We start from the raw sequence: 17425 nt of genomic DNA on the forward strand, positions 1-17425 counted from the left end.
GGCCCGGGGGCCAAGGCGTCAGGAGGTCGAGAGGCCGGGGCGCCAGAGGGCCGATTGGCCGGAGTCCCGAGGTGCCGGGGCGCCGGGACGCCGGAGGGCTGGAGGGCTGGAGGGCTGAGAGGCCGGGGGCCGACGGGCCACGGCCCGGAAGTCGAGGTGGCAGGAGGGCCTGGAGTCAGGGGGCCCAAGAGGCCAGGAGCAATGCCGCAGCCCCGCCCCTCACCCCCGACGAGAAAGCAACCAGGGCTCAATCACGCCGAGCCCACGCACCGGGCGCTGCCACATCGGCTGGAGGCCGAAGCGGTACGTGGTCGGAGGCGTGCCCTCCTTCTCGGCGCGTTCGGCCTCGGCCGTTGCCTCCGCTTCCGACGAGGGGGCCTCGCCCGTTCTGGTCAGCTCCTCCGCCAGTGCCTGGTCGACCAGGACCGCGTCCTTGGGCGCTATCGAGGTGAGGCGGCTCGCGAGGTTCACGGTCGTGCCGAATACGTCGCCCATCCGGGTCGTGACCGTGCCGAAGGCGATGCCGACGCGCAGCTCGGGCATGGTCTCGTCGTTGGCCATGGTCTCGATGAGCCGCAGCGAGATCTCCGCGGCCACGCCCGGGTCGTCGGCGGCGAAGAGCACCTCGTCGCCGAGGGTCTTGATCAGTCGGCCGCCGTGCGCCGCGACCAGGTCGGCGGCGGTGGTCTCGAAGGCCTCGACGAGCTCGCCGAGCTCCTCCTCCTCCATGCGCCGGGTCAGCCGGGTGAAGCCGACCAGGTCGGCGAAGCCGACGGCGAGGCGCCGGTCGACCATCTCCTCGTCGTCGGCGACCTGGACGACCCGGCCCGTGGCCGCGGCCAGCTGGCGCCGCCAGACGTAGACGAGGAACTCCTCCAGCTCCGGCAGCAGCAGCTCCACCAGCGGGTACGTCACCTCGGTGCGGGTCATGCCCGGCTCCGGGGGCTCGGTCAGGCCCTCCAGGAAGGAGTCGATCTGCCATTCGGCCAGACGGGCCGTGGTCTGCCCGGTGGAGCGGGCCACCTGCACCGCCATGGCCTCGCTGAGCAGGCCCGCCTCGACCAGACCCGCGAGCCGCCGAAGGGCGAGGACGTCCGCCTCGGTGAGGGCCTTGGCCTGGCCGATGTCGGGGAAGCCCATGGCCCGCCAGAAGCGCGACGCCAGCTCCATGGAGACGCCCGCCGTACGGGCCGCCTGGAAGGCCGTGTAGCGCCGCTCGGCGCCGAGGATCAGCTGCTCCAGACGGAGCGCGAGCGGATCGTCCGTGTGGTCGGCCGTGGCGTCGTCGGCATCCCGGGGGGCTGGGTGGGTGCCCGTGCCTGAGCCGGTGTCGTCGACGGTCACTGCGTGTTGCCCTTCCGGTCTGGCGCGGTCTGATAACGACCGGCCCCAACGATACGGCAGGTGTGGGTTGGCTCACGTATGCCTGTGGATAACGCCCGCGGTGGATTCACGCCGCCACCCACAAGCCACCCGCCAAGCACCCACAACGCACCCGCAAGGCACCCGGCACCGCACCGGCGCCACGACCCACAAGATCACTCCGCCCGCAGATGCACCACATCACCCGCCCCGACCGCCTCGCGCTCACCCTCGGCGGTCGTGATGATCAGGCGGCCGTCCGCGTCCAGGGCGATGGCCTGGCCCACCAGAGCGCGCTCGCCCGGGAGTTCGGCGCGGACCCGGCGGCCGAGGGTCACGCAGCCCGCCGCGTACGTCTCCTGCAGGCCGGACGCCACCGGGTCGCCGCCCGCCGCGCGCCAGTCGCCGTACCACTGCTCGAGGGAGCGCAGGACGGCGCGCAGCAGCGGGTCGCGGTCGGTGTTCTTCGCGCCCGCGAGCGCGAGGGAGCCCGCGCCGGGGACGGGGAGTTCGTCGGCGTGCAGCGAGACGTTGACGCCGATGCCGAGGACCACGCCCGCCGCGTCACCGGCGCCCGCCCGCTCGGCGAGGATGCCGCCGGTCTTGCGCTCCTCGCCGTCGACCGCGACGAGGAGGTCGTTGGGCCACTTCAGGGCGGTGTCGACGCCCGCGGTGCGGGACAGCGCGGTGGCGGTGGCGACACCGGCGAGCAGCGGCAGCCAGCCCCAGTGCTCGACGGGTACCTCGCGGGGCTTCAGGAGTACGGAGAAGAAGATCCCGGAGCGTGCGGGCGCCGTCCAGCTGCGGTCGAGCCGGCCGCGGCCCGCGGTCTGCTCCTCGGCGATGAGTACGGCGCCCTCGGGGTCGTCGACGGCGCGGGCGGCGAGGTCGACGTTGGTGGAGCCCGTACTGGACACCACGTCGAGGACGCTCCACAGCGAGCCGGGCGTGAGCAGCGCGCGGCGCAGCGAAGTGACGTTCAGCGGCGGTCTGTCCAGATCGGACCAGGGGCCCGGAGCGGCTGCCGGGGAGGGGTGCGCGGCGGGTTCGTGCGCGGAGCCGGAGGACTTCGATGGCGTCATGCAAGACAGCCTAGGTGTGGTAAACGCCGCACTGCCGAGGCGTGCTCACGCCATTACGCTACGGGTCAGTAGCTCACCGTCCCCTTCATCAGCGCACGTGTCCCCTTGACGGGGCGCACCGTCCCCATGAACCCGTGACCAGGCAGGGAGCCGCAATCCCGATGTCCGAGCCGGAAGCGCAGAGCGCCATCGACATCCACACGACCGCGGGCAAGATCGCCGATCTGCAACGCCGTATCGACGAGGCGACCCACGCCGGTTCCGCGCGAGCGGTGGAAAAACAGCACGCCAAGGGCAAGTTGACCGCCCGCGAACGCATCGATCTCCTCCTGGACGAGGGCTCGTTCGTCGAGCTGGACGAGTTCGCCCGGCACCGCTCGACCTCCTTCGGCCTGGACGCCAACAAGCCGTACGGCGACGGCGTGGTGACCGGGTACGGCACGGTCGACGGCCGTCCCGTGGCCGTGTTCTCGCAGGACTTCACCGTGTTCGGCGGAGCCCTCGGCGAGGTCTTCGGGCAGAAGATCATGAAGGTCATGGACTTCGCCCTGAAGACGGGCTGTCCGGTGGTCGGGATCAACGACTCCGGCGGCGCCCGTATCCAGGAGGGCGTCATGGCCCTCGGCATGTACGGCGAGATCTTCCGCCGCAACACCCATGCGTCCGGCGTGATTCCGCAGATCAGCCTGGTCGTCGGGCCGTGCGCGGGCGGCGCCGTGTACTCGCCCGCGATCACCGACTTCACGGTGATGGTCGACCAGACCTCGCACATGTTCATCACCGGCCCCGACGTCATCAAGACCGTGACCGGTGAGGACGTCGGTTTCGAGGAGCTGGGCGGCGCCCGTACGCACAACTCCGCCTCGGGCGTGGCCCATCACATGGCCGGCGACGAGAAGGACGCGATCGAGTACGTCAAGTCGCTGCTCTCGTACCTGCCGTCGAACAACCTCTCCGAGCCGCCCGCCTTCCCTGAGGAGGCGGACCTGGAGACGAACGACGAGGACCGCGAGCTCGACACGCTGATCCCGGACAGCGCGAACCAGCCGTACGACATGCACACCGTCATCGAACACGTCCTGGACGACCAGGAGTTCTTCGAGACGCAGGCCCTGTTCGCGCCGAACATCCTCACCGGTTTCGGCCGGGTCGAGGGGCACCCGGTGGGCATCGTCGCCAACCAGCCGATGCAGTTCGCCGGCTGCCTCGACATCGACGCGTCCGAGAAGGCCGCCCGGTTCGTACGGACGTGTGACGCCTTCAACGTGCCGGTGTTGACGTTCGTGGACGTGCCGGGCTTCCTGCCGGGCGTCGAGCAGGAGCACACCGGCATCATCCGCCGCGGCGCCAAGCTGATCTACGCGTACGCGGAGGCCACCGTCCCGCTGATCACGATCATCACGCGCAAGGCGTTCGGCGGCGCGTACGACGTGATGGGCTCCAAGCACCTGGGCGCCGACCTCAACCTGGCCTGGCCGACCGCGCAGATCGCGGTCATGGGCGCGCAGGGCGCGGTGAACATCCTGCACCGCCGCACCATCGCCGCCGCCGACGAGGCGGAGCGCGAGGACGTCCGCGCCCGCCTCATCCAGGAGTACGAGGACACGCTCCTGAACCCGTACACGGCGGCCGAGCGTGGCTACATCGACGCCGTCGTGATGCCTTCCGAGACCCGCCGCCAGGTCGTCCGGGGCCTGCGCACCCTACGCTCGAAGCGCGAGTCCCTGCCGCCGAAGAAGCACGGCAACATCCCCCTGTAGGAGGACCGATGATCAAGGTCGTACGGGGCAATCCGACCCCTGAGGAGCTGGCCGCCGCACTCGCGGTGGTCCGAGCCCGCGCCGCGAGCCTCGCCGCCGCGGCGCCGGACGCACCCGCACCGGCGGACTCGTGGGCCGACCCCTCGCGGGTCGGCCGCCACCGGCTGCCGCAGCCGGGGCCGACGTCCTGGGCCCGCACGTACTGGCCCGGCTAGGCCGGAGCACCGCCGATCGCCCTCCGGGCTCGTCCTCAAACGCCGGACGGGCTGAAATTCAGCCCGTCCGGCGCCTCAAAGCACCCGCGCCAGCTCCTGAGCCATCCGCGCGTACCCCGCGTCGTTGGGATGCAGCGCGTCCCCCGAGTCGTACGCCTCCGCGAGCCGGTCCGGGTCGGACTTGGCGGCCAGCGCCTTGTCGAGGTCCACGTACCCGTCGTACTCCCCTGACGTGCGGATCCAGCGGTTCACCTCGTCGCTGACCCGCGCCGCGTGCGGGCCCCAGTGGTCCGAGCCCTTCAGCGGCAGCAGCGTCGCGCCCACCGCACGTACGCCACGCGCGCGTGCCTGCCGGATCAACTCCCGGTGCCCTGCGATGAGTTCCCCGGCCGAGACCACGGGCGCCGGGAAGAAGGTGGGGCGGTCGTACCCCTGCGCCTGGGCCTCGCTGAAGCCGATGTCGTTGAGGCCCTGAAGGATCACGGCCGTCGAGACGCCCGGCTGGTCGAGCACATCGCGGCCGAAGCGTGCGGTGCCGCGCTCGCCGTACCAGGCCGAGTCGTTGAGGACGAGGTTGCCGCCGATCCCGGCGTTCAGGACGGGCCGGTCGACGCGGGCGGCGAGGGCGTCGGACCAGCGGCGGTCGGCGCCCGGCGTGGAGCCGAAGCCGTCCGTGATGGAGTCGCCGAAAAGCGCCACCGCGCCGCCGCCCGCACCCCCGCCGACGTCGACCCCCGCCAGGTAGTACCAGGACTCGGTCCGCTCAGTGAAGGCCGCGCCGGAGACGTCGTCGAGCCGGTCGCCCGCGGCCCGGTACGAGTCGGTGAAGCCCTGCGCGTGGAAGGTCGCGGGGCCCGTCGTACCGGCGAAGTACAGCGTGACCGTCACCGACTCCCCTGCCTTCAGGGCGAGTTCGGCCGGGTCGCCGGCCAGCTGCCCGCGCGCCGGGATCTCCGCGGAGCGGGCGCCGTCGAAGGTGAGCGGTACGACCGAGCCGGGCCGCACCGCCGCGCCGCCGTCGCCGCGGGCCACGGTCGCGCCGGTGATCCGCAGCGGCGCCGTGCCGTACGCGTTGGACAGCCGGACACGCACCGACGAGCCCGCCTCGGTGACCCGGACGACCTGGCGCACGCTCTGGTGCGAGAAGCCCTGCTGCGACCAGTTCGGCGTGAACCCGGTGCTGGGCTGCTGCGGCGCGGCGGTCCAGGCGGCGACCCACTGCTGCTTCTGCTTCTGCTGCTTCTGCTGCATGGCGAGGTTCCTCTCGTATCCCCCGAACCCACTTAATGGGCCTGGAGTTCCTTTAGTGCGCTCCGCACGCTAGCACCTCGCTCACGACTAAGGGAACTGTGATCCCGTTTAATGGCGGGAGGGCTCAACTGAGTACGCGTACTCAGGCGCCGCACCCCCGCAGCCGCCACCATCGAGCTCATGCTCTGGTCCGACCCGAAAGACGAGCCACCGGAGGAACTCCGGGAAACGCAGGCCATGTTGAGGCGTGCGGGCCTGGTGCTCGCCCTCGCGATGGTGCTCGCGATGTTCGTCCTGGGGGTCCGCTGAGCCCGTCGGCGCGTGTCCACTGCCACACGCCCCGGTCCGGCCCGGACGCAACCACCACCGCTCCCGTACCGTCCTAGTTCATCGACATGGACTGATCGGGAGGTACGGAGCCGGTGAACAGGCCTCTGCGGCACATTGCCGTGTTCTGCGGGCTGCTCGTGCTCGCACTGCTCATACGCGCCAACTGGGTGCAGTACGCGCAGAGCGAGCCGCTCGCCAAGCACGAGAAGAACCGCCGCGTCGCCATCGAGCGCTACGCGAAGCCGCGCGGCGACATCATCGTCGACGGCAAGCCGATCACCGGTTCCAAGGCGGTCGAGGGCAACGACTTCAAGTACAAGCGGACGTTCAAGGACGGCCCGATGTACGCCGCGGTCACCGGGTACGCCTCGCAGGCCTTCGGCGCCAACCAGCTGGAGAAGCTCAACGACGAGATGCTCTCCGGCACCGACGACCGGCTGTTCCTGAAGAACACGCTGAGCATGTTCACCGACGAGGAACAGCGCGGCGGCGACGTCGTCACCACCATCGACCCGGACGCGCAGAAGGCCGCCTTCGAGGGGCTCGGCAACCTCAAGGGCGGGGTCGCGGCGATCGACCCGGACACCGGCCGCATCCTCGCGCTCGCCTCCACCCCCTCGTACGACCCCTCCACCTTCGCGGGCATGTCCGACAAGGACGCCAAGGCGTGGGAAGCGCTCGGCAAGGACAAGAGCAAGCCGCTGCTCAACCGGGCCCTGAAGGAGACGTACGCCCCCGGCTCCACCTTCAAGGTGCTCACCGCCGCGGCCGCCATCGAGTCCGGGCGGATCACCGACATCAACGCCCCGACGGACACCCCGGAGCCCTGGACGCTGCCGGACACCCGGACGCCGCTGCCCAACCTGAACAAGAGCGGCGTCTGCAAGAACGCCTCGCTCAAGGTCGCCATGCAGTTCTCCTGCAACACCGTCTTCGCCAAGCTCGCCGCCGAGATCGGCAAGGACGAGATGCGCGAGACCGCCGAGAAGTTCGGCTTCAACAACGGCGAACTGGACATTCCGGTACGGGCCGGCAAGTCCATCTACCCGACCGACATCAACAAGCCGCAGACCGCGCTGACCGGCATCGGCCAGGGCTCCCTGACCGCGAGCCCGCTGCAGATCGCCATGATCGCCTCCGCCATCGCCAACGACGGCAAGCTGATGGAGCCGCACATGATCGACGAGCTGCGCGGCCCGGACCTGGACACCCTGGAGAAGAACGAACCCAAGGAGATGTCACAGCCCATCTCCTCCGAGACCGCCGACAAGGTCCGCGAGGCGATGGTCTTCACCGCCGAACAGGGCTCGGGACAGCCCGCGTTGATCGACAACATCGAGGTCGGCGCCAAGACCGGCACCGCCCAGCACGGCGTCGACAACGAGCTCCCGCCGTACGCCTGGTTCATCTCGTACGGCAAGAACGCCCAGGGCAAGAAGGTCGCCGTCGCCGTCTTCGTCGACCCGGGGCAGGACATCCCGCGTGACCAGATCGCGGGCGGCAAGCTCGGCGGCCCGATCGCCAAGGCCGTCATGCAGGCGGTGCTCCAGAAGGGCTGAGCCACCGCCTCAGGGGCCGGGCGCCCCGTGGACCCTCTCGCTCGGGGAGGGGGTCCGCGGGGCGCCCTTTCCGTACGCCCCGCGCGCGGTACGCCCCGCGCGCGGTGGCTACCCTCTCCCTCATGACCGATCAGCGCCGCCGCCTCGTCCTCGCCTCCCAGTCCCCCGCCCGGCTCGGGCTTCTGCGCCAGGCCGGACTCGACCCCGAGGTGATCGTCAGCGGGGTGGACGAGGACGCCCTGACCGCGCCGACCCCGGCCGAGCTCGCCCGGATCCTCGCCGTCGCGAAGGCCGAAGCGGTCGCCGGACGCGAGCAGGCCGCGGGCGCCCTGGTCGTCGGCTGCGACTCGGTGCTCGAACTCGACGGTCAGGCACTCGGCAAGCCCGCCGACGCCGAGGACGCCACCGCGCGCTGGAAGGCGATGCGCGGCCGCGCGGGCGTGCTGCGGACCGGCCACTGCGTCATCGACACCGCCACCGGCCGCAGCACCTCGGCGACCGCGTCGACGACCGTACGGTTCGGCGAACCCTCGGACGCGGAGATCGCCGCGTACGTGGCGAGCGGTGAACCCCTGTACGTGGCGGGCGCGTTCACCCTCGACGGCCGTTCGGCGCCCTTCATCGAGGGCATCGAGGGCGACCACGGCAACGTCATCGGCATCAGCCTGCCGCTGCTGCGCAAGCTGCTCGGCGAGCTCGGGGTGGGCATCACCGAACTCTGGTGAGCCGGGGGCTGTTCGGCCCCGTTCGAGTGGCTGACAGGGGGCGGATAGCATGCGCGGGCCACCTGCATCGCACTTTCCGGGGGAGAAGATGAGCAACTCGTTCGGCCCGCCCGAGGGCCAGTTCGGCCCGCCACAGGGTCCACCGGGTCCGCCCCAGGGACCCGCGGGCCCGAACTTCGGACCGCCCCAGGGACCGCCTCCGGGAGCTCCGGGCGGTCCTCCAGGTCCTCCGGGTCCTCCGGGCGGTATGGGTCCCGGTGGTCCGCAGGGTCCGTTCCCGCCTCCGCCGCCGCCGCGCAACAACAACACCGCCGCGATCGTCATCAGCATCGTCGGCGTGCTCGTCCTCGGCCTTGTCGTGGTCGGCGGCTTCATCCTCTTCGGGAACGTGTTCGACAGCGGCAGCGACGACTCGTCCGACTCCTCCCCCGGCATCTCGGCGGCGCCCACCAGCGGCTCCGACTCGGGGGCCGACTCGGGCGCCGACTCCGAGCCCGGCACCGAGTCGCCCACGCCGACGCCCGACCCCACCGAGAGCGCCTTCAAGGCCGTCTCCACCGGGGACTGCCTGCCCGTGTGGGACACCGGCCACGGCGGCAAGACCGAGATCGACTGGAGCTCCGAGCAGCCCCCCGACTCGGTCTCCTGCAAGAGCGACGACGCCCTTGTCCAGGTCACCGGCGTCACCGGCGGCTGCGACAGCAGCGCGGGCGAGGCGACCTGGTCGTACGACTCGACGAGCACCGGCGAGTCCACCGAGCTGTGCCTGCGCCGCGTCTACCACAAGGGCGGCTGCTTCCTGGCGAACCAGGAGGGCAACAAGATCGTCGACATGGGCCCGTTGACGGCCGTCGACTGCACCGCCAAGAAGGTGCCGAGCGCCTACAACCAGGTCATGCACATCACCGGCGTCTACAACACGTCCAAGGGCACCGACGCCAGCCTCTGCCGGCGCGTGACGGGCGATCAGACGGAGTACTGGTCCTGGACCGTCGACGACGGCGAGACCCTGCTGTGCACGATGGTGTACCAGGGCTGAGCCACCGGACCGGCCGCACTCAGGCCGGGTCGGGACCGTGCACCGCGGGCGGCGGCGTGCCGTTCGGTACGCCGTCCGCGGCGGCGCCCTCGCCGCGCGCACCAACCTCGTCCCCGTCCCCGTACGCCACCAGCGTCAGGACGATCAGGCCGAGCACCACCATCAGGAACGCGAACGCCGCCCAGCCGACCAGGCCGACGGTGAACGCGCCGAGCAGTCCGTGCACCACCGCCGCGCTGATGAGCAGGATCCTGCCGACGTTGCCGGGCGCGCGGTCGCGCACCCCGGCCCGGAACAGGACCGCGCCGCACAGCAGCAGATAGAGCCCGAACAGGCCGCCCGCGACCCACGATCCGACAGTCATCGCGCGCGGGTCGACACCGGCGAGTGACATCTGCTGGTTCTCGGCGACCAGGCCGAGGAACCAGTTGAGCCACGCGATGCCGAACGCCTCCACGACGAGCACGAGCGCCGCCACCACGGCCACCGGTCTGCGCGCCACGGCGCCCCACCCCATCCCCACTGCGGTTACCCCAGGTACGTCCCACGGCGCCGCAAACGCTACTAACGGGTAAACCCCGGGACAAGACTTCGCGGCGGGGCAAAGATTGGTACCGCCATTCGTAGGGACTCCACAAAGATTGCCGATCGACCCCTGACCCCCAGAACAGAGACCTGCGCCACACCGTCCCGTTACTGTGCGGTTCAGGATCCCGTCGTACCGTGGTGCGACAAGGGATTTCGCGACTTGAGCGCCCCTCGAATAACGCTCCGTGTGGGCAAGCTCACCCTTGGGGACGGGTCGTAAGGCCGTGTCGGCAGTCCCTAAACTCAGCTTGTTCCAAGGAGGGAGCCAACGTGCGCAAGGTGCTCATCGCCAACCGTGGCGAAATCGCTGTCCGCGTGGCCCGGGCATGCCGGGACGCAGGGATCGCGAGTGTGGCCGTCTACGCCGAGCCGGACAGGGACGCCCTGCATGTCCGCGCGGCCGATGAGGCGTTCGCTCTGGGCGGTGACACCCCGGCCACCAGCTATCTGGACATGGCCAAGGTGCTTGCCGCGGCGAAGGATTCGGGTGCGGACGCGATCCACCCCGGTTACGGGTTCCTTTCCGAGAACGCCGAGTTCGCGCAGGCGGTCCTGGACGCGGGCCTGATCTGGATCGGCCCGCCGCCGCAGGCCATCCGTGACCTGGGTGACAAGGTCGCCGCCCGGCACATCGCGCAGCGCGCGGGTGCCCCGCTGGTCGCCGGTACGCCGGACCCGGTGTCGGGTGCCGACGAGGTCGTGGCGTTCGCCGAGGAGCACGGCCTGCCCATCGCGATCAAGGCCGCCTTCGGTGGCGGCGGTCGCGGTCTGAAGGTGGCCCGCACCCTCGAAGAGGTACCGGAGCTGTACGACTCGGCGGTACGCGAGGCCGTCGCCGCCTTCGGTCGCGGCGAGTGCTTCGTCGAGCGGTACCTGGACAAGCCGCGCCACGTCGAGACCCAGTGCCTGGCCGACAGCCACGGCAACGTGGTCGTCGTGTCGACGCGTGACTGCTCGCTGCAGCGCCGTCACCAGAAGCTCGTCGAGGAAGCCCCCGCGCCCTTCCTGTCGGAGGCGCAGAACGCCGAGCTGTACGCGGCGTCGAAGGCCATCCTCAAGGAGGCCGGTTACGTCGGCGCGGGCACCGTCGAGTTCCTCGTCGGTGTGGACGGCACGATCTCCTTCCTGGAGGTCAACACCCGTCTGCAGGTGGAGCACCCGGTCACCGAAGAGGTCACCGGCCTCGACCTGGTCCGCGAGATGTTCCGTATCGCCGACGGCGAGGAGCTGGGTTACGGGGACCCCGAAGTCCGCGGCCACAGCTTCGAGTTCCGCATCAACGGCGAGGACCCGGGCCGTAACTTCCTGCCCGCGCCCGGCACCGTCACCAGCTTCGCCGCGCCGACCGGCCCCGGTGTCCGCCTGGACGCGGGCGTCGAGTCCGGCTCGGTCATCGGCCCGGCCTGGGACTCGCTCCTGGCCAAGCTGATCGTCACCGGCGCGACCCGGCAGCAGGCGCTGCAGCGTGCGGCGCGTGCGCTCGCCGAGTTCAAGGTGGAGGGCATGGCCACGGCCATCCCGTTCCACCAGGCGGTCGTGGTCGACCCGGCGTTCGGGCCCGAACTGACCGGCTCCACCAACCCGTTCACGGTCCACACCCGCTGGATCGAGACCGAGTTCGTCAACGAGATCAAGCCCTTCGCGGCCACTCCGGCCGACGGGGACGAGGACGAGACGGGCCGCGAGACCGTCGTCGTCGAGGTCGGCGGCAAGCGCCTCGAGGTCTCGCTGCCGTCCTCGCTCGGCATGACCCTCGCGCGTACGGGCCTCGCCGCGGGCGCCAAGCCGAAGCGCCGCGCCGCGAAGAAGTCCGGCCCGGCCGCGTCCGGCGACACCCTGGCGTCCCCGATGCAGGGCACGATCGTCAAGGTCGCGGTCGAGGAGGGCCAGGAGGTCAAGGAGGGCGACCTCGTCGTCGTCCTCGAGGCCATGAAGATGGAACAGCCCCTCAACGCCCACCGCTCCGGCACCATCAAGGGCCTGACCGCGGAGGTCGGCAACTCGCTCACTTCCGGTGCGTCGATCTGCGAGATCAAGGACTGACGTCCGGTCGTACGTTGCCTGTACGACAAGGGCCCCCGGCTTCGTGCCGGGGGCCCTTGTCGTACCCGCGACCTATGCTGGGCCCGAGTCGGCGGTGGGCGGGGGGAGTTGGGGCTCGTGGAGATTCGGGTCAGGGTGACCGGCGGTGCGGCGAGCGCGCTGGCTCAGGTGCTGGACGAGGTGGCCGCCGAGCGCGGATGGGACTGGAGCGTCGAACCCGGTCCGGTCGGGGACGAACTTCTGGTCCGACTTCCGGACGACAGGACCCTGTCCGTGCTGACCACAGTCGTACAGACCTGGGAGGCGATGCAGGGCAGGCTCGCGCGGGTCATACTCCACGGCCCCGACGGCACTGTCCTCCATGACGGCACCTTGGTGGAGGCCGAGAGCTCCGGCACGTACTTCGGCGACACCGTCCACATGAACGGCGGCTCCGGCAACACCGGAATCGACAAACGCCACACCGACACCCCGTACGGCACCCCACCCGGCCCCGTCCTCGACCCCGGCGACGACTGGCCGGAGGAGTAGGCGCCCGTGGGAGACATCGCGAAGGGTGTGCTCGGGGGTGGCTGGTCGCTGCTCGTCGGGTGGGTGCTGCCGTCCGCCATCAACCTCGCCGTGTTCTTCTTCGCCGTCGCGCCCCAACTCCGGGGCGAGCTGGGACTGTTGGAACGGCTGTGGCCCTCGACACCCTCGGACACGGCCCTGCTCCTGCTCGTCGGCGCCGTCCTGGCCGGCCTGGTCCTGAACGCGCTGCAGACCCTGCTCTACCGCTTCCTCGAGGGGTACGTGCTGTGGCCCGCGCGGGCGTACGCGTACGGCTGCCGTGTCCAGCGGGCCCGCAGGCAGCGCATCAGGGAGCGCCTCGACCGACCCGACCCGCGGCTCTCCCCGATCCAACTCGGCGTCCTGCACGAGCGGTTGGAGCGCTACCCGCACCGGGACGACCAGATAGGCCCGACCCGGCTCGCCAACGCCATCCGCCGCTTCGAGGAGTACGGCCACGACCGCTACCACCTGGACACGCAGGTGATGTGGAACGAACTGTCGGCCGCGGCCCCCGCACCCACCGGCCGCCAGGCGGAGACGGCCCGGACGAACGTCGACTTCTTCGTGGCGCTCCTCTACGGCCACGCGGCCGTGACCGTGACCGCTCTCGGCGCGCTCACCGTGGGCGAGGACCGGGCGCTGCTGCTCTGCGCGGCCGTAGTGCCGAGCGCGCTGATCCCGCTCTGGTACCGCTCGGCAGTGGTGGCGACCGATGAATGGGCCGCCGCCGTACGGGCGTTGGTCAACCTGGGCCGCAAGCCGCTGGCTGACGCGCTCGGCCTAGAACTGCCGCAGGACCTGTCCGCCGAGCGCACCATGTGGCAGTTGGTGACGCGGATGTCGCGGCGCCCCTACCATCCGGCGGCCGACGCACTGCTCGCCCCGTTCCGCGCGGCCCCCGTGCAGTCGGGATGCCCGATGGGCCAGCCCACACTCCGTACGCCGCCCGCCCCACGCGCCGGGGACGCGTCGTGACCGGCCGATCGCGCACCGTACGGGTGGCATCCTGGAGGGCAGAGCGGCTCAGGGAGGACCACGCACATGACGACCAGCACCGGGCGGACCCCGGCGACGCGCCCGATGCGTGCCGACGCGCGGCGGAACTACGACCGGCTGCTCGCCGAGTCCCGCACCGCGTTCGCGGAGCACGGCACGGACGCATCCCTGGAGGACATCGCGCGCCGCGCGGGCGTCGGCATCGGCACCCTCTACCGGCACTTCCCGAACCGGCACGCGCTGCTCAGCGCGGTCTTCGAGGACGCGGTGAGCGCGCTCCTGGTCCGCTCCCGCGAACTGCTCGACGACCCGCAGCCCTGCGCTGCCCTGGTCGCGTGGCTGCGCGCGATCGTCACGCACGCGGGCGAGTACCGAGGCCTTTCGCGGGCCCTCATGTCGGTGTCCCGGGACGACAGTTCGGCGCTCGCGCGGTGCAGCGCGCCGATGAGCGAGGCGGGGCAGGCGCTGCTCGCGCGCGCCCAGGAGGCCGGTTCCGTACGCGCGGACATCACCATCGGTGATCTGCTCCAGCTGACCAACGCCATCGCGCTGGCCGCCGAAGAGACGCCCGGCGACCCGGAGTTGGCGGACCGCCTGCTGATGCTCACCCTGCGCGGCCTGAAGCCGGAGGCGTGAAGCGGCGATCCGGAGACCGCCGCGTGGTCCCGGGCCAGGGGCCCGGGACCGAGGGTCGTCACCGGCGGCGGAGGTCCGCCACCCGTGCCCGCTCCCGCTCGCGCTCGCCCGGCACAGGCTCCGTCAGGGCCGCCGCACCGCGCAACTGCGGTGCGCCGCCCGGTACGTTCCGCCGCTGGCCCGGCAGGGGTACGTCCCTGCGCGGTGGCGGTCCCGCCTTGACGGCTTCGGCGCCGCCCGCGGGCGCCAGGGTGCCGGCGACGGCCACCTGGACGCCCTGGTCGGCGAGTGCCTGGAGCTCGGTGGCGGCCCGCTCGTCGGACGGCGGTGGCTCATCGGTGACGAGCCGGGTGATGACGTCCGTGGGCACCGTCTGGAACATGGTGTCCGTACCGAGCTTGGTGTGATCGGCGAGGACCACCACCTCCGCGGCGGCCTGCACGAGGGCGCGGTCGACGCTGGCCGAGAGCATGTTGGACGTGGACAGGCCGCGCTCTGCGGTCAGTCCGCTCCCGGAGAGGAAGGCGCGAGAGACCCGCAGCCCCTGGAGGGACTGCTCGGCTCCGCTGCCCACCAGGGCGTAGTTGCTCCCGCGCAGGGTGCCGCCGGTCATGACGACCTCCACGCGGTTGGCGTGCGCCAACGCCTGGGCGACGAGCAGGGAGTTGGTGACGACGGTCAGTCCGGGTACGCGAGCGAGCCGGCGGGCCAGCTCCTGTGTCGTCGTACCCGCGCCGACGACGATGGCCTCGCCCTCTTCGACGAGACCCGCGGCGAGATCGGCGATGGCCGTCTTCTCGGCTGTTGCGGACAGGGATTTCTGCGGAAAGCCGGATTCCCTGGTGAATCCGCCCGGCAATACCGCACCGCCATGCCGGCGGTCGAGGAGTCCTTCGGCCTCGAGCGCCCGCACATCCCGCCGTACGGTCACTTCAGAGGTCTGGACTACGCGGGCGAGCTCCCGGAGCGACACAGCTCCGTTGGCCCGCACCATTTCGAGGATCAATTGGCGACGTTCTGCAGCGAACACGAAACTGACAGTAACCCCAACGGCCGTCCGCTTTCAGCAGTTTGCGCCGAATAACAGAAGTTGACCGCATGCCAAGGATGGAAGTGATATACGCGAGCCCAGCCCTCCGGCACAGGCCGGACGGCTGGGCCGCGAACGCTTCACAGGGGCCTCAACCACCCCACTGAGCAGGCGCCTTGCGCCGTGCCCTTATGCCTCGCCCGCCGTCTTCCTGGTGTGCAGCTGACGGGCGACCTCGGCGATCGAGCCGGACAGCGAGGGGTAGACGGTGAACGCATTCGCGATCTGTTCCACCGTCAAATTGTTGTCGACCGCGAGCGAGATGGGGTGGATCAGTTCCGAAGCGCGCGGCGAGACGACCACACCGCCGACCACGATTCCGGTGCCCGGCCGGCAGAAGATCTTGACGAAGCCGTCCCGGATGCCCTGCATCTTGGCGCGCGGGTTGCGCAGCAGCGGCAGCTTCACCACGCGGGCGTCGATCTTGCCCTCGTCCACGTCGGCCTGGCTGTAGCCGACGGTGGCGATCTCCGGGTCGGTGAAGATGTTCGCCGAGACCGTCTTCAGGTTGAGCGGGGTCACCGCGTCGCCCAGGAAGTGGTACATCGCGATCCGCCCCTGCATCGCGGCGACCGAGGCGAGCGCGAAGATCCCGGTGACGTCACCGGCCGCGTACACACCGGGCGCGGAGGTGCGGGACACCTTGTCGGTCCAGATGTGCCCGGAGTCCTTCACCCGGACCCCGGCCTCCTCCAGGCCCATGCCGCTGCTGTTCGGGATCGCGCCGACCGCCATCAGGCAGTGCGTGCCGGTGATGACCCGGCCGTCGGAGAGCGTGACCTCGACGCGGTCGCCGACCCGCTTGGCGGAGGCGGCCCGCGAGCGCGCCATGACGTTCATGCCGCGACGCCGGAACACGTCCTCGAGGACGGCCGCGGCGTCCGGGTCCTCACCCGGCAGCACGCGGTCGCGGGACGAGACGAGCGTGACCTTGGAGCCGAGCGCCTGGTAGGCACCGGCGAACTCGGCACCGGTGACACCGGAGCCGACCACGATGAGCTCCTCGGGGAGCTCATCCAGGTCGTACACCTGAGTCCAGTTGAGGATGCGCTCACCGTCGGGCAGCGCGTCCGGGATCTCGCGCGGGTGAGCGCCGGTCGCGATCAGTACGGCGTCCGCGGTGAGCGTCTCCTCCGTACCGTCCGCCGCGGTCACGACGACCTTGCGGGAGCCGTCCATCGCCTGCAGGCCCTCGAGCCGGCCGCGGCCACGCACCACACGGGCGCCCGCGCGCGTCACGGACGCGGTGATGTCGTGCGACTGGGCGAGCGCGAGCCGCTTCACGCGCCGGTTCACCTTGCCCAGGTCCACGCCGACGACGCGGGCCGCCTGGTCGATGTGCGGGGTGTCGTCCTCGACGATGATGCCCAGCTCTTCGTACGACGAGTCGAAGGTGGTCATCACCTCGGCCGTCGCGATGAGGGTCTTGGACGGTACGCAGTCGGTGAGCACCGACGCCCCGCCCAGACCGTCGCAGTCGACGACGGTCACCTCCGCGCCGAGTTGGGCGGCCACCAGGGCCGCCTCGTATCCGCCAGGTCCGCCGCCGATGATCACGATGCGAGTCACGTACTCCATTGTCCCGCACCGTTCAAGCAGCTTCGCCCCGGGGCCTCCGGAAGAGGGTGACGCCGGTCGGCGACCGCACGACCGGCAGGTTCCCGGACGGCCGCTGCCGTACCCTCGGTCCCATGTCGCTCTACGCCGCGTACGCCGGCAATCTCGACGCGCGGCTCATGTCCCGCCGCGCCCCGTACTCGCCGCTGCGCGCCACCGGTTGGCTCAACGGCTGGCGGCTGACGTTCGGCGGGGAGCACATGGGCTGGGAGGGCGCGCTCGCCACCATCGTGGAGGCCCCGCGCTCCCAGGTCTTCGTCGCGCTCTACGACATCGCGCCGATGGACGAGGAGTCCATGGACCGCTGGGAGGGCGTCGGCCTCGACATCTACCGCCGTATGCGGATCCGGGTGGAGACCCTGGAGGGCGAGATGCCCGCCTGGGTGTACGTCCTGAACGGATATGAGGGCGGCCTGCCCTCGGCCCGGTACCTCGGTGAGCTGGCCGACGCGGCGGAGTCCGCGGGGGCGCCGCACGACTATGTGATGTCGCTGCGGAAGCGTCCCTGCTGAGGCCTGCCTAAATTCAGCCCGTCCGGCGCTTGAGGACGAGCGCGGAGCGCGATCCGGGGGTCTGGGGG

General features: G+C 71.0%; 17 protein-coding genes. 11 read left to right on the forward strand and 6 right to left on the reverse strand.

Features of this window, described 5'->3' with window-relative positions; genetic code table 11:
• Positions 1-219 precede the first annotated feature (219 nt).
• Together GUY60_RS18265 and GUY60_RS18270 are read right to left on the reverse strand one after the other, a co-directional pair.
• Positions 220-1344: an adenylate/guanylate cyclase domain-containing protein gene (locus GUY60_RS18265; protein ID WP_161699121.1), complete on the reverse strand. Its 1125-nt coding sequence runs from the start codon at positions 1342-1344 to the stop codon at positions 220-222.
• A gap of 194 nt (positions 1345-1538) precedes the next feature.
• Positions 1539-2444 carry a biotin--[acetyl-CoA-carboxylase] ligase gene (locus GUY60_RS18270; protein ID WP_161699123.1) on the reverse strand — a complete coding sequence of 302 codons (906 nt, stop codon included), beginning with the start codon at positions 2442-2444 and terminating at the stop codon, positions 1539-1541.
• A 161-nt stretch (positions 2445-2605) separates the two neighbouring features.
• Between GUY60_RS18270 and GUY60_RS18275 the strand changes: the two genes are divergently transcribed.
• Both GUY60_RS18275 and GUY60_RS18280 read left to right on the forward strand, forming a co-directional pair.
• Positions 2606-4204: an acyl-CoA carboxylase subunit beta gene (locus GUY60_RS18275; RefSeq protein ID WP_161699125.1), complete on the forward strand. Its 1599-nt coding sequence runs from the start codon at positions 2606-2608 to the stop codon at positions 4202-4204.
• Positions 4205-4212: 8 nt separating this feature from the next.
• A complete protein-coding gene (locus tag GUY60_RS18280; protein WP_161699127.1) occupies positions 4213-4419 on the forward strand; it encodes an acyl-CoA carboxylase epsilon subunit in 207 nt (68 codons plus the stop codon).
• A 75-nt stretch (positions 4420-4494) separates the two neighbouring features.
• Here the strand turns inward: GUY60_RS18280 and GUY60_RS18285 are convergent, their stop codons facing one another.
• Entirely contained in the window at positions 4495-5670 is a 1176-nt protein-coding gene (locus tag GUY60_RS18285; protein WP_161699129.1) for an SGNH/GDSL hydrolase family protein, read from the reverse strand.
• Positions 5671-5850: 180 nt separating this feature from the next.
• Between GUY60_RS18285 and mmpB the strand changes: the two genes are divergently transcribed.
• From mmpB to GUY60_RS18300, 4 genes are all read left to right on the forward strand, one after another.
• A complete protein-coding gene (mmpB, locus tag GUY60_RS39530; RefSeq protein WP_281368501.1) occupies positions 5851-5979 on the forward strand; it encodes a morphogenic membrane protein MmpB in 129 nt (42 codons plus the stop codon).
• A 113-nt stretch (positions 5980-6092) separates the two neighbouring features.
• Complete coding sequence (locus GUY60_RS18290; protein ID WP_161699131.1) at positions 6093-7559, forward strand: peptidoglycan D,D-transpeptidase FtsI family protein; 1467 nt, start codon at positions 6093-6095, stop codon at positions 7557-7559.
• Between the two features lie 122 nt (positions 7560-7681).
• Positions 7682-8284: a Maf family protein gene (locus GUY60_RS18295; RefSeq protein ID WP_161699133.1), complete on the forward strand. Its 603-nt coding sequence runs from the start codon at positions 7682-7684 to the stop codon at positions 8282-8284.
• A 247-nt stretch (positions 8285-8531) separates the two neighbouring features.
• On the forward strand, positions 8532-9323 hold the full coding sequence (locus GUY60_RS18300; protein ID WP_161699135.1) for a hypothetical protein: 792 nt from the start codon (positions 8532-8534) through the stop codon (positions 9321-9323).
• Between the two features lie 19 nt (positions 9324-9342).
• On the opposite strand, the gene GUY60_RS18305 is transcribed toward GUY60_RS18300, so the two are convergent.
• Positions 9343-9840 (reverse strand): hypothetical protein, encoded by a 498-nt coding sequence (locus GUY60_RS18305; RefSeq protein WP_246235209.1) that lies wholly within the window; start codon positions 9838-9840, stop codon positions 9343-9345.
• Positions 9841-10181: 341 nt separating this feature from the next.
• Here GUY60_RS18305 and GUY60_RS18310 point away from each other — a divergent pair, with 341 nt between their 5' ends.
• From GUY60_RS18310 to GUY60_RS18325, 4 genes are all read left to right on the forward strand, one after another.
• Entirely contained in the window at positions 10182-11954 is a 1773-nt protein-coding gene (locus GUY60_RS18310; protein WP_161699137.1) for an acetyl/propionyl/methylcrotonyl-CoA carboxylase subunit alpha, read from the forward strand.
• A gap of 117 nt (positions 11955-12071) precedes the next feature.
• Complete coding sequence (locus tag GUY60_RS18315) at positions 12072-12485, forward strand: hypothetical protein (RefSeq protein ID WP_161699139.1); 414 nt, start codon at positions 12072-12074, stop codon at positions 12483-12485.
• Between the two features lie 6 nt (positions 12486-12491).
• Positions 12492-13481: a hypothetical protein gene (locus GUY60_RS18320; protein ID WP_187370063.1), complete on the forward strand. Its 990-nt coding sequence runs from the start codon at positions 12492-12494 to the stop codon at positions 13479-13481.
• Between the two features lie 66 nt (positions 13482-13547).
• Positions 13548-14138 (forward strand): TetR/AcrR family transcriptional regulator, encoded by a 591-nt coding sequence (locus tag GUY60_RS18325; protein ID WP_161699141.1) that lies wholly within the window; start codon positions 13548-13550, stop codon positions 14136-14138.
• Between the two features lie 58 nt (positions 14139-14196).
• On the opposite strand, the gene GUY60_RS18330 is transcribed toward GUY60_RS18325, so the two are convergent.
• The gene (locus GUY60_RS18330; RefSeq protein ID WP_161699143.1) at positions 14197-15168 is read right to left on the reverse strand and encodes a DeoR/GlpR family DNA-binding transcription regulator; all 972 of its coding nucleotides are present in this window, start codon (positions 15166-15168) and stop codon (positions 14197-14199) included.
• Positions 15169-15357: 189 nt separating this feature from the next.
• A complete protein-coding gene (locus GUY60_RS18335) occupies positions 15358-16806 on the reverse strand; it encodes an NAD(P)H-quinone dehydrogenase (protein ID WP_161699144.1) in 1449 nt (482 codons plus the stop codon).
• A gap of 113 nt (positions 16807-16919) precedes the next feature.
• On the opposite strand from GUY60_RS18335, the gene GUY60_RS18340 reads away from it, so the two are divergent.
• Complete coding sequence (locus GUY60_RS18340) at positions 16920-17357, forward strand: gamma-glutamylcyclotransferase family protein (protein ID WP_161699145.1); 438 nt, start codon at positions 16920-16922, stop codon at positions 17355-17357.
• Positions 17358-17425 lie beyond the last annotated feature (68 nt).

It is taken from the genome of Streptomyces boluensis, from assembly GCF_009908195.1.
GTDB classification, from domain to species: Bacteria; Actinomycetota; Actinomycetes; order Streptomycetales; family Streptomycetaceae; genus Streptomyces; species Streptomyces boluensis.

What these genes read in the sequence shown, in the direction of transcription:
- mmpB (WP_281368501.1), top strand. Translation starts at nt 5,851, where the DNA reads ATGCTCTGGTCCGACCCGAAAGACGAGCCACCGGAGGAACTCCGGGAA.
- GUY60_RS18325 (WP_161699141.1), top strand. Translation starts at nt 13,548, where the DNA reads ATGACGACCAGCACCGGGCGGACCCCGGCGACGCGCCCGATGCGTGCC.
- GUY60_RS18335 (WP_161699144.1), bottom strand. Translation starts at nt 16,806, where the DNA reads ATGGAGTACGTGACTCGCATCGTGATCATCGGCGGCGGACCTGGCGGA.
- GUY60_RS18275 (WP_161699125.1), top strand. Translation starts at nt 2,606, where the DNA reads ATGTCCGAGCCGGAAGCGCAGAGCGCCATCGACATCCACACGACCGCG.
- GUY60_RS18280 (WP_161699127.1), top strand. Translation starts at nt 4,213, where the DNA reads ATGATCAAGGTCGTACGGGGCAATCCGACCCCTGAGGAGCTGGCCGCC.
- GUY60_RS18305 (WP_246235209.1), bottom strand. Translation starts at nt 9,840, where the DNA reads ATGGGGTGGGGCGCCGTGGCGCGCAGACCGGTGGCCGTGGTGGCGGCG.
- GUY60_RS18285 (WP_161699129.1), bottom strand. Translation starts at nt 5,670, where the DNA reads ATGCAGCAGAAGCAGCAGAAGCAGAAGCAGCAGTGGGTCGCCGCCTGG.
- GUY60_RS18340 (WP_161699145.1), top strand. Translation starts at nt 16,920, where the DNA reads ATGTCGCTCTACGCCGCGTACGCCGGCAATCTCGACGCGCGGCTCATG.
- GUY60_RS18295 (WP_161699133.1), top strand. Translation starts at nt 7,682, where the DNA reads ATGACCGATCAGCGCCGCCGCCTCGTCCTCGCCTCCCAGTCCCCCGCC.
- GUY60_RS18300 (WP_161699135.1), top strand. Translation starts at nt 8,532, where the DNA reads ATGGGTCCCGGTGGTCCGCAGGGTCCGTTCCCGCCTCCGCCGCCGCCG.
- GUY60_RS18270 (WP_161699123.1), bottom strand. Translation starts at nt 2,444, where the DNA reads ATGACGCCATCGAAGTCCTCCGGCTCCGCGCACGAACCCGCCGCGCAC.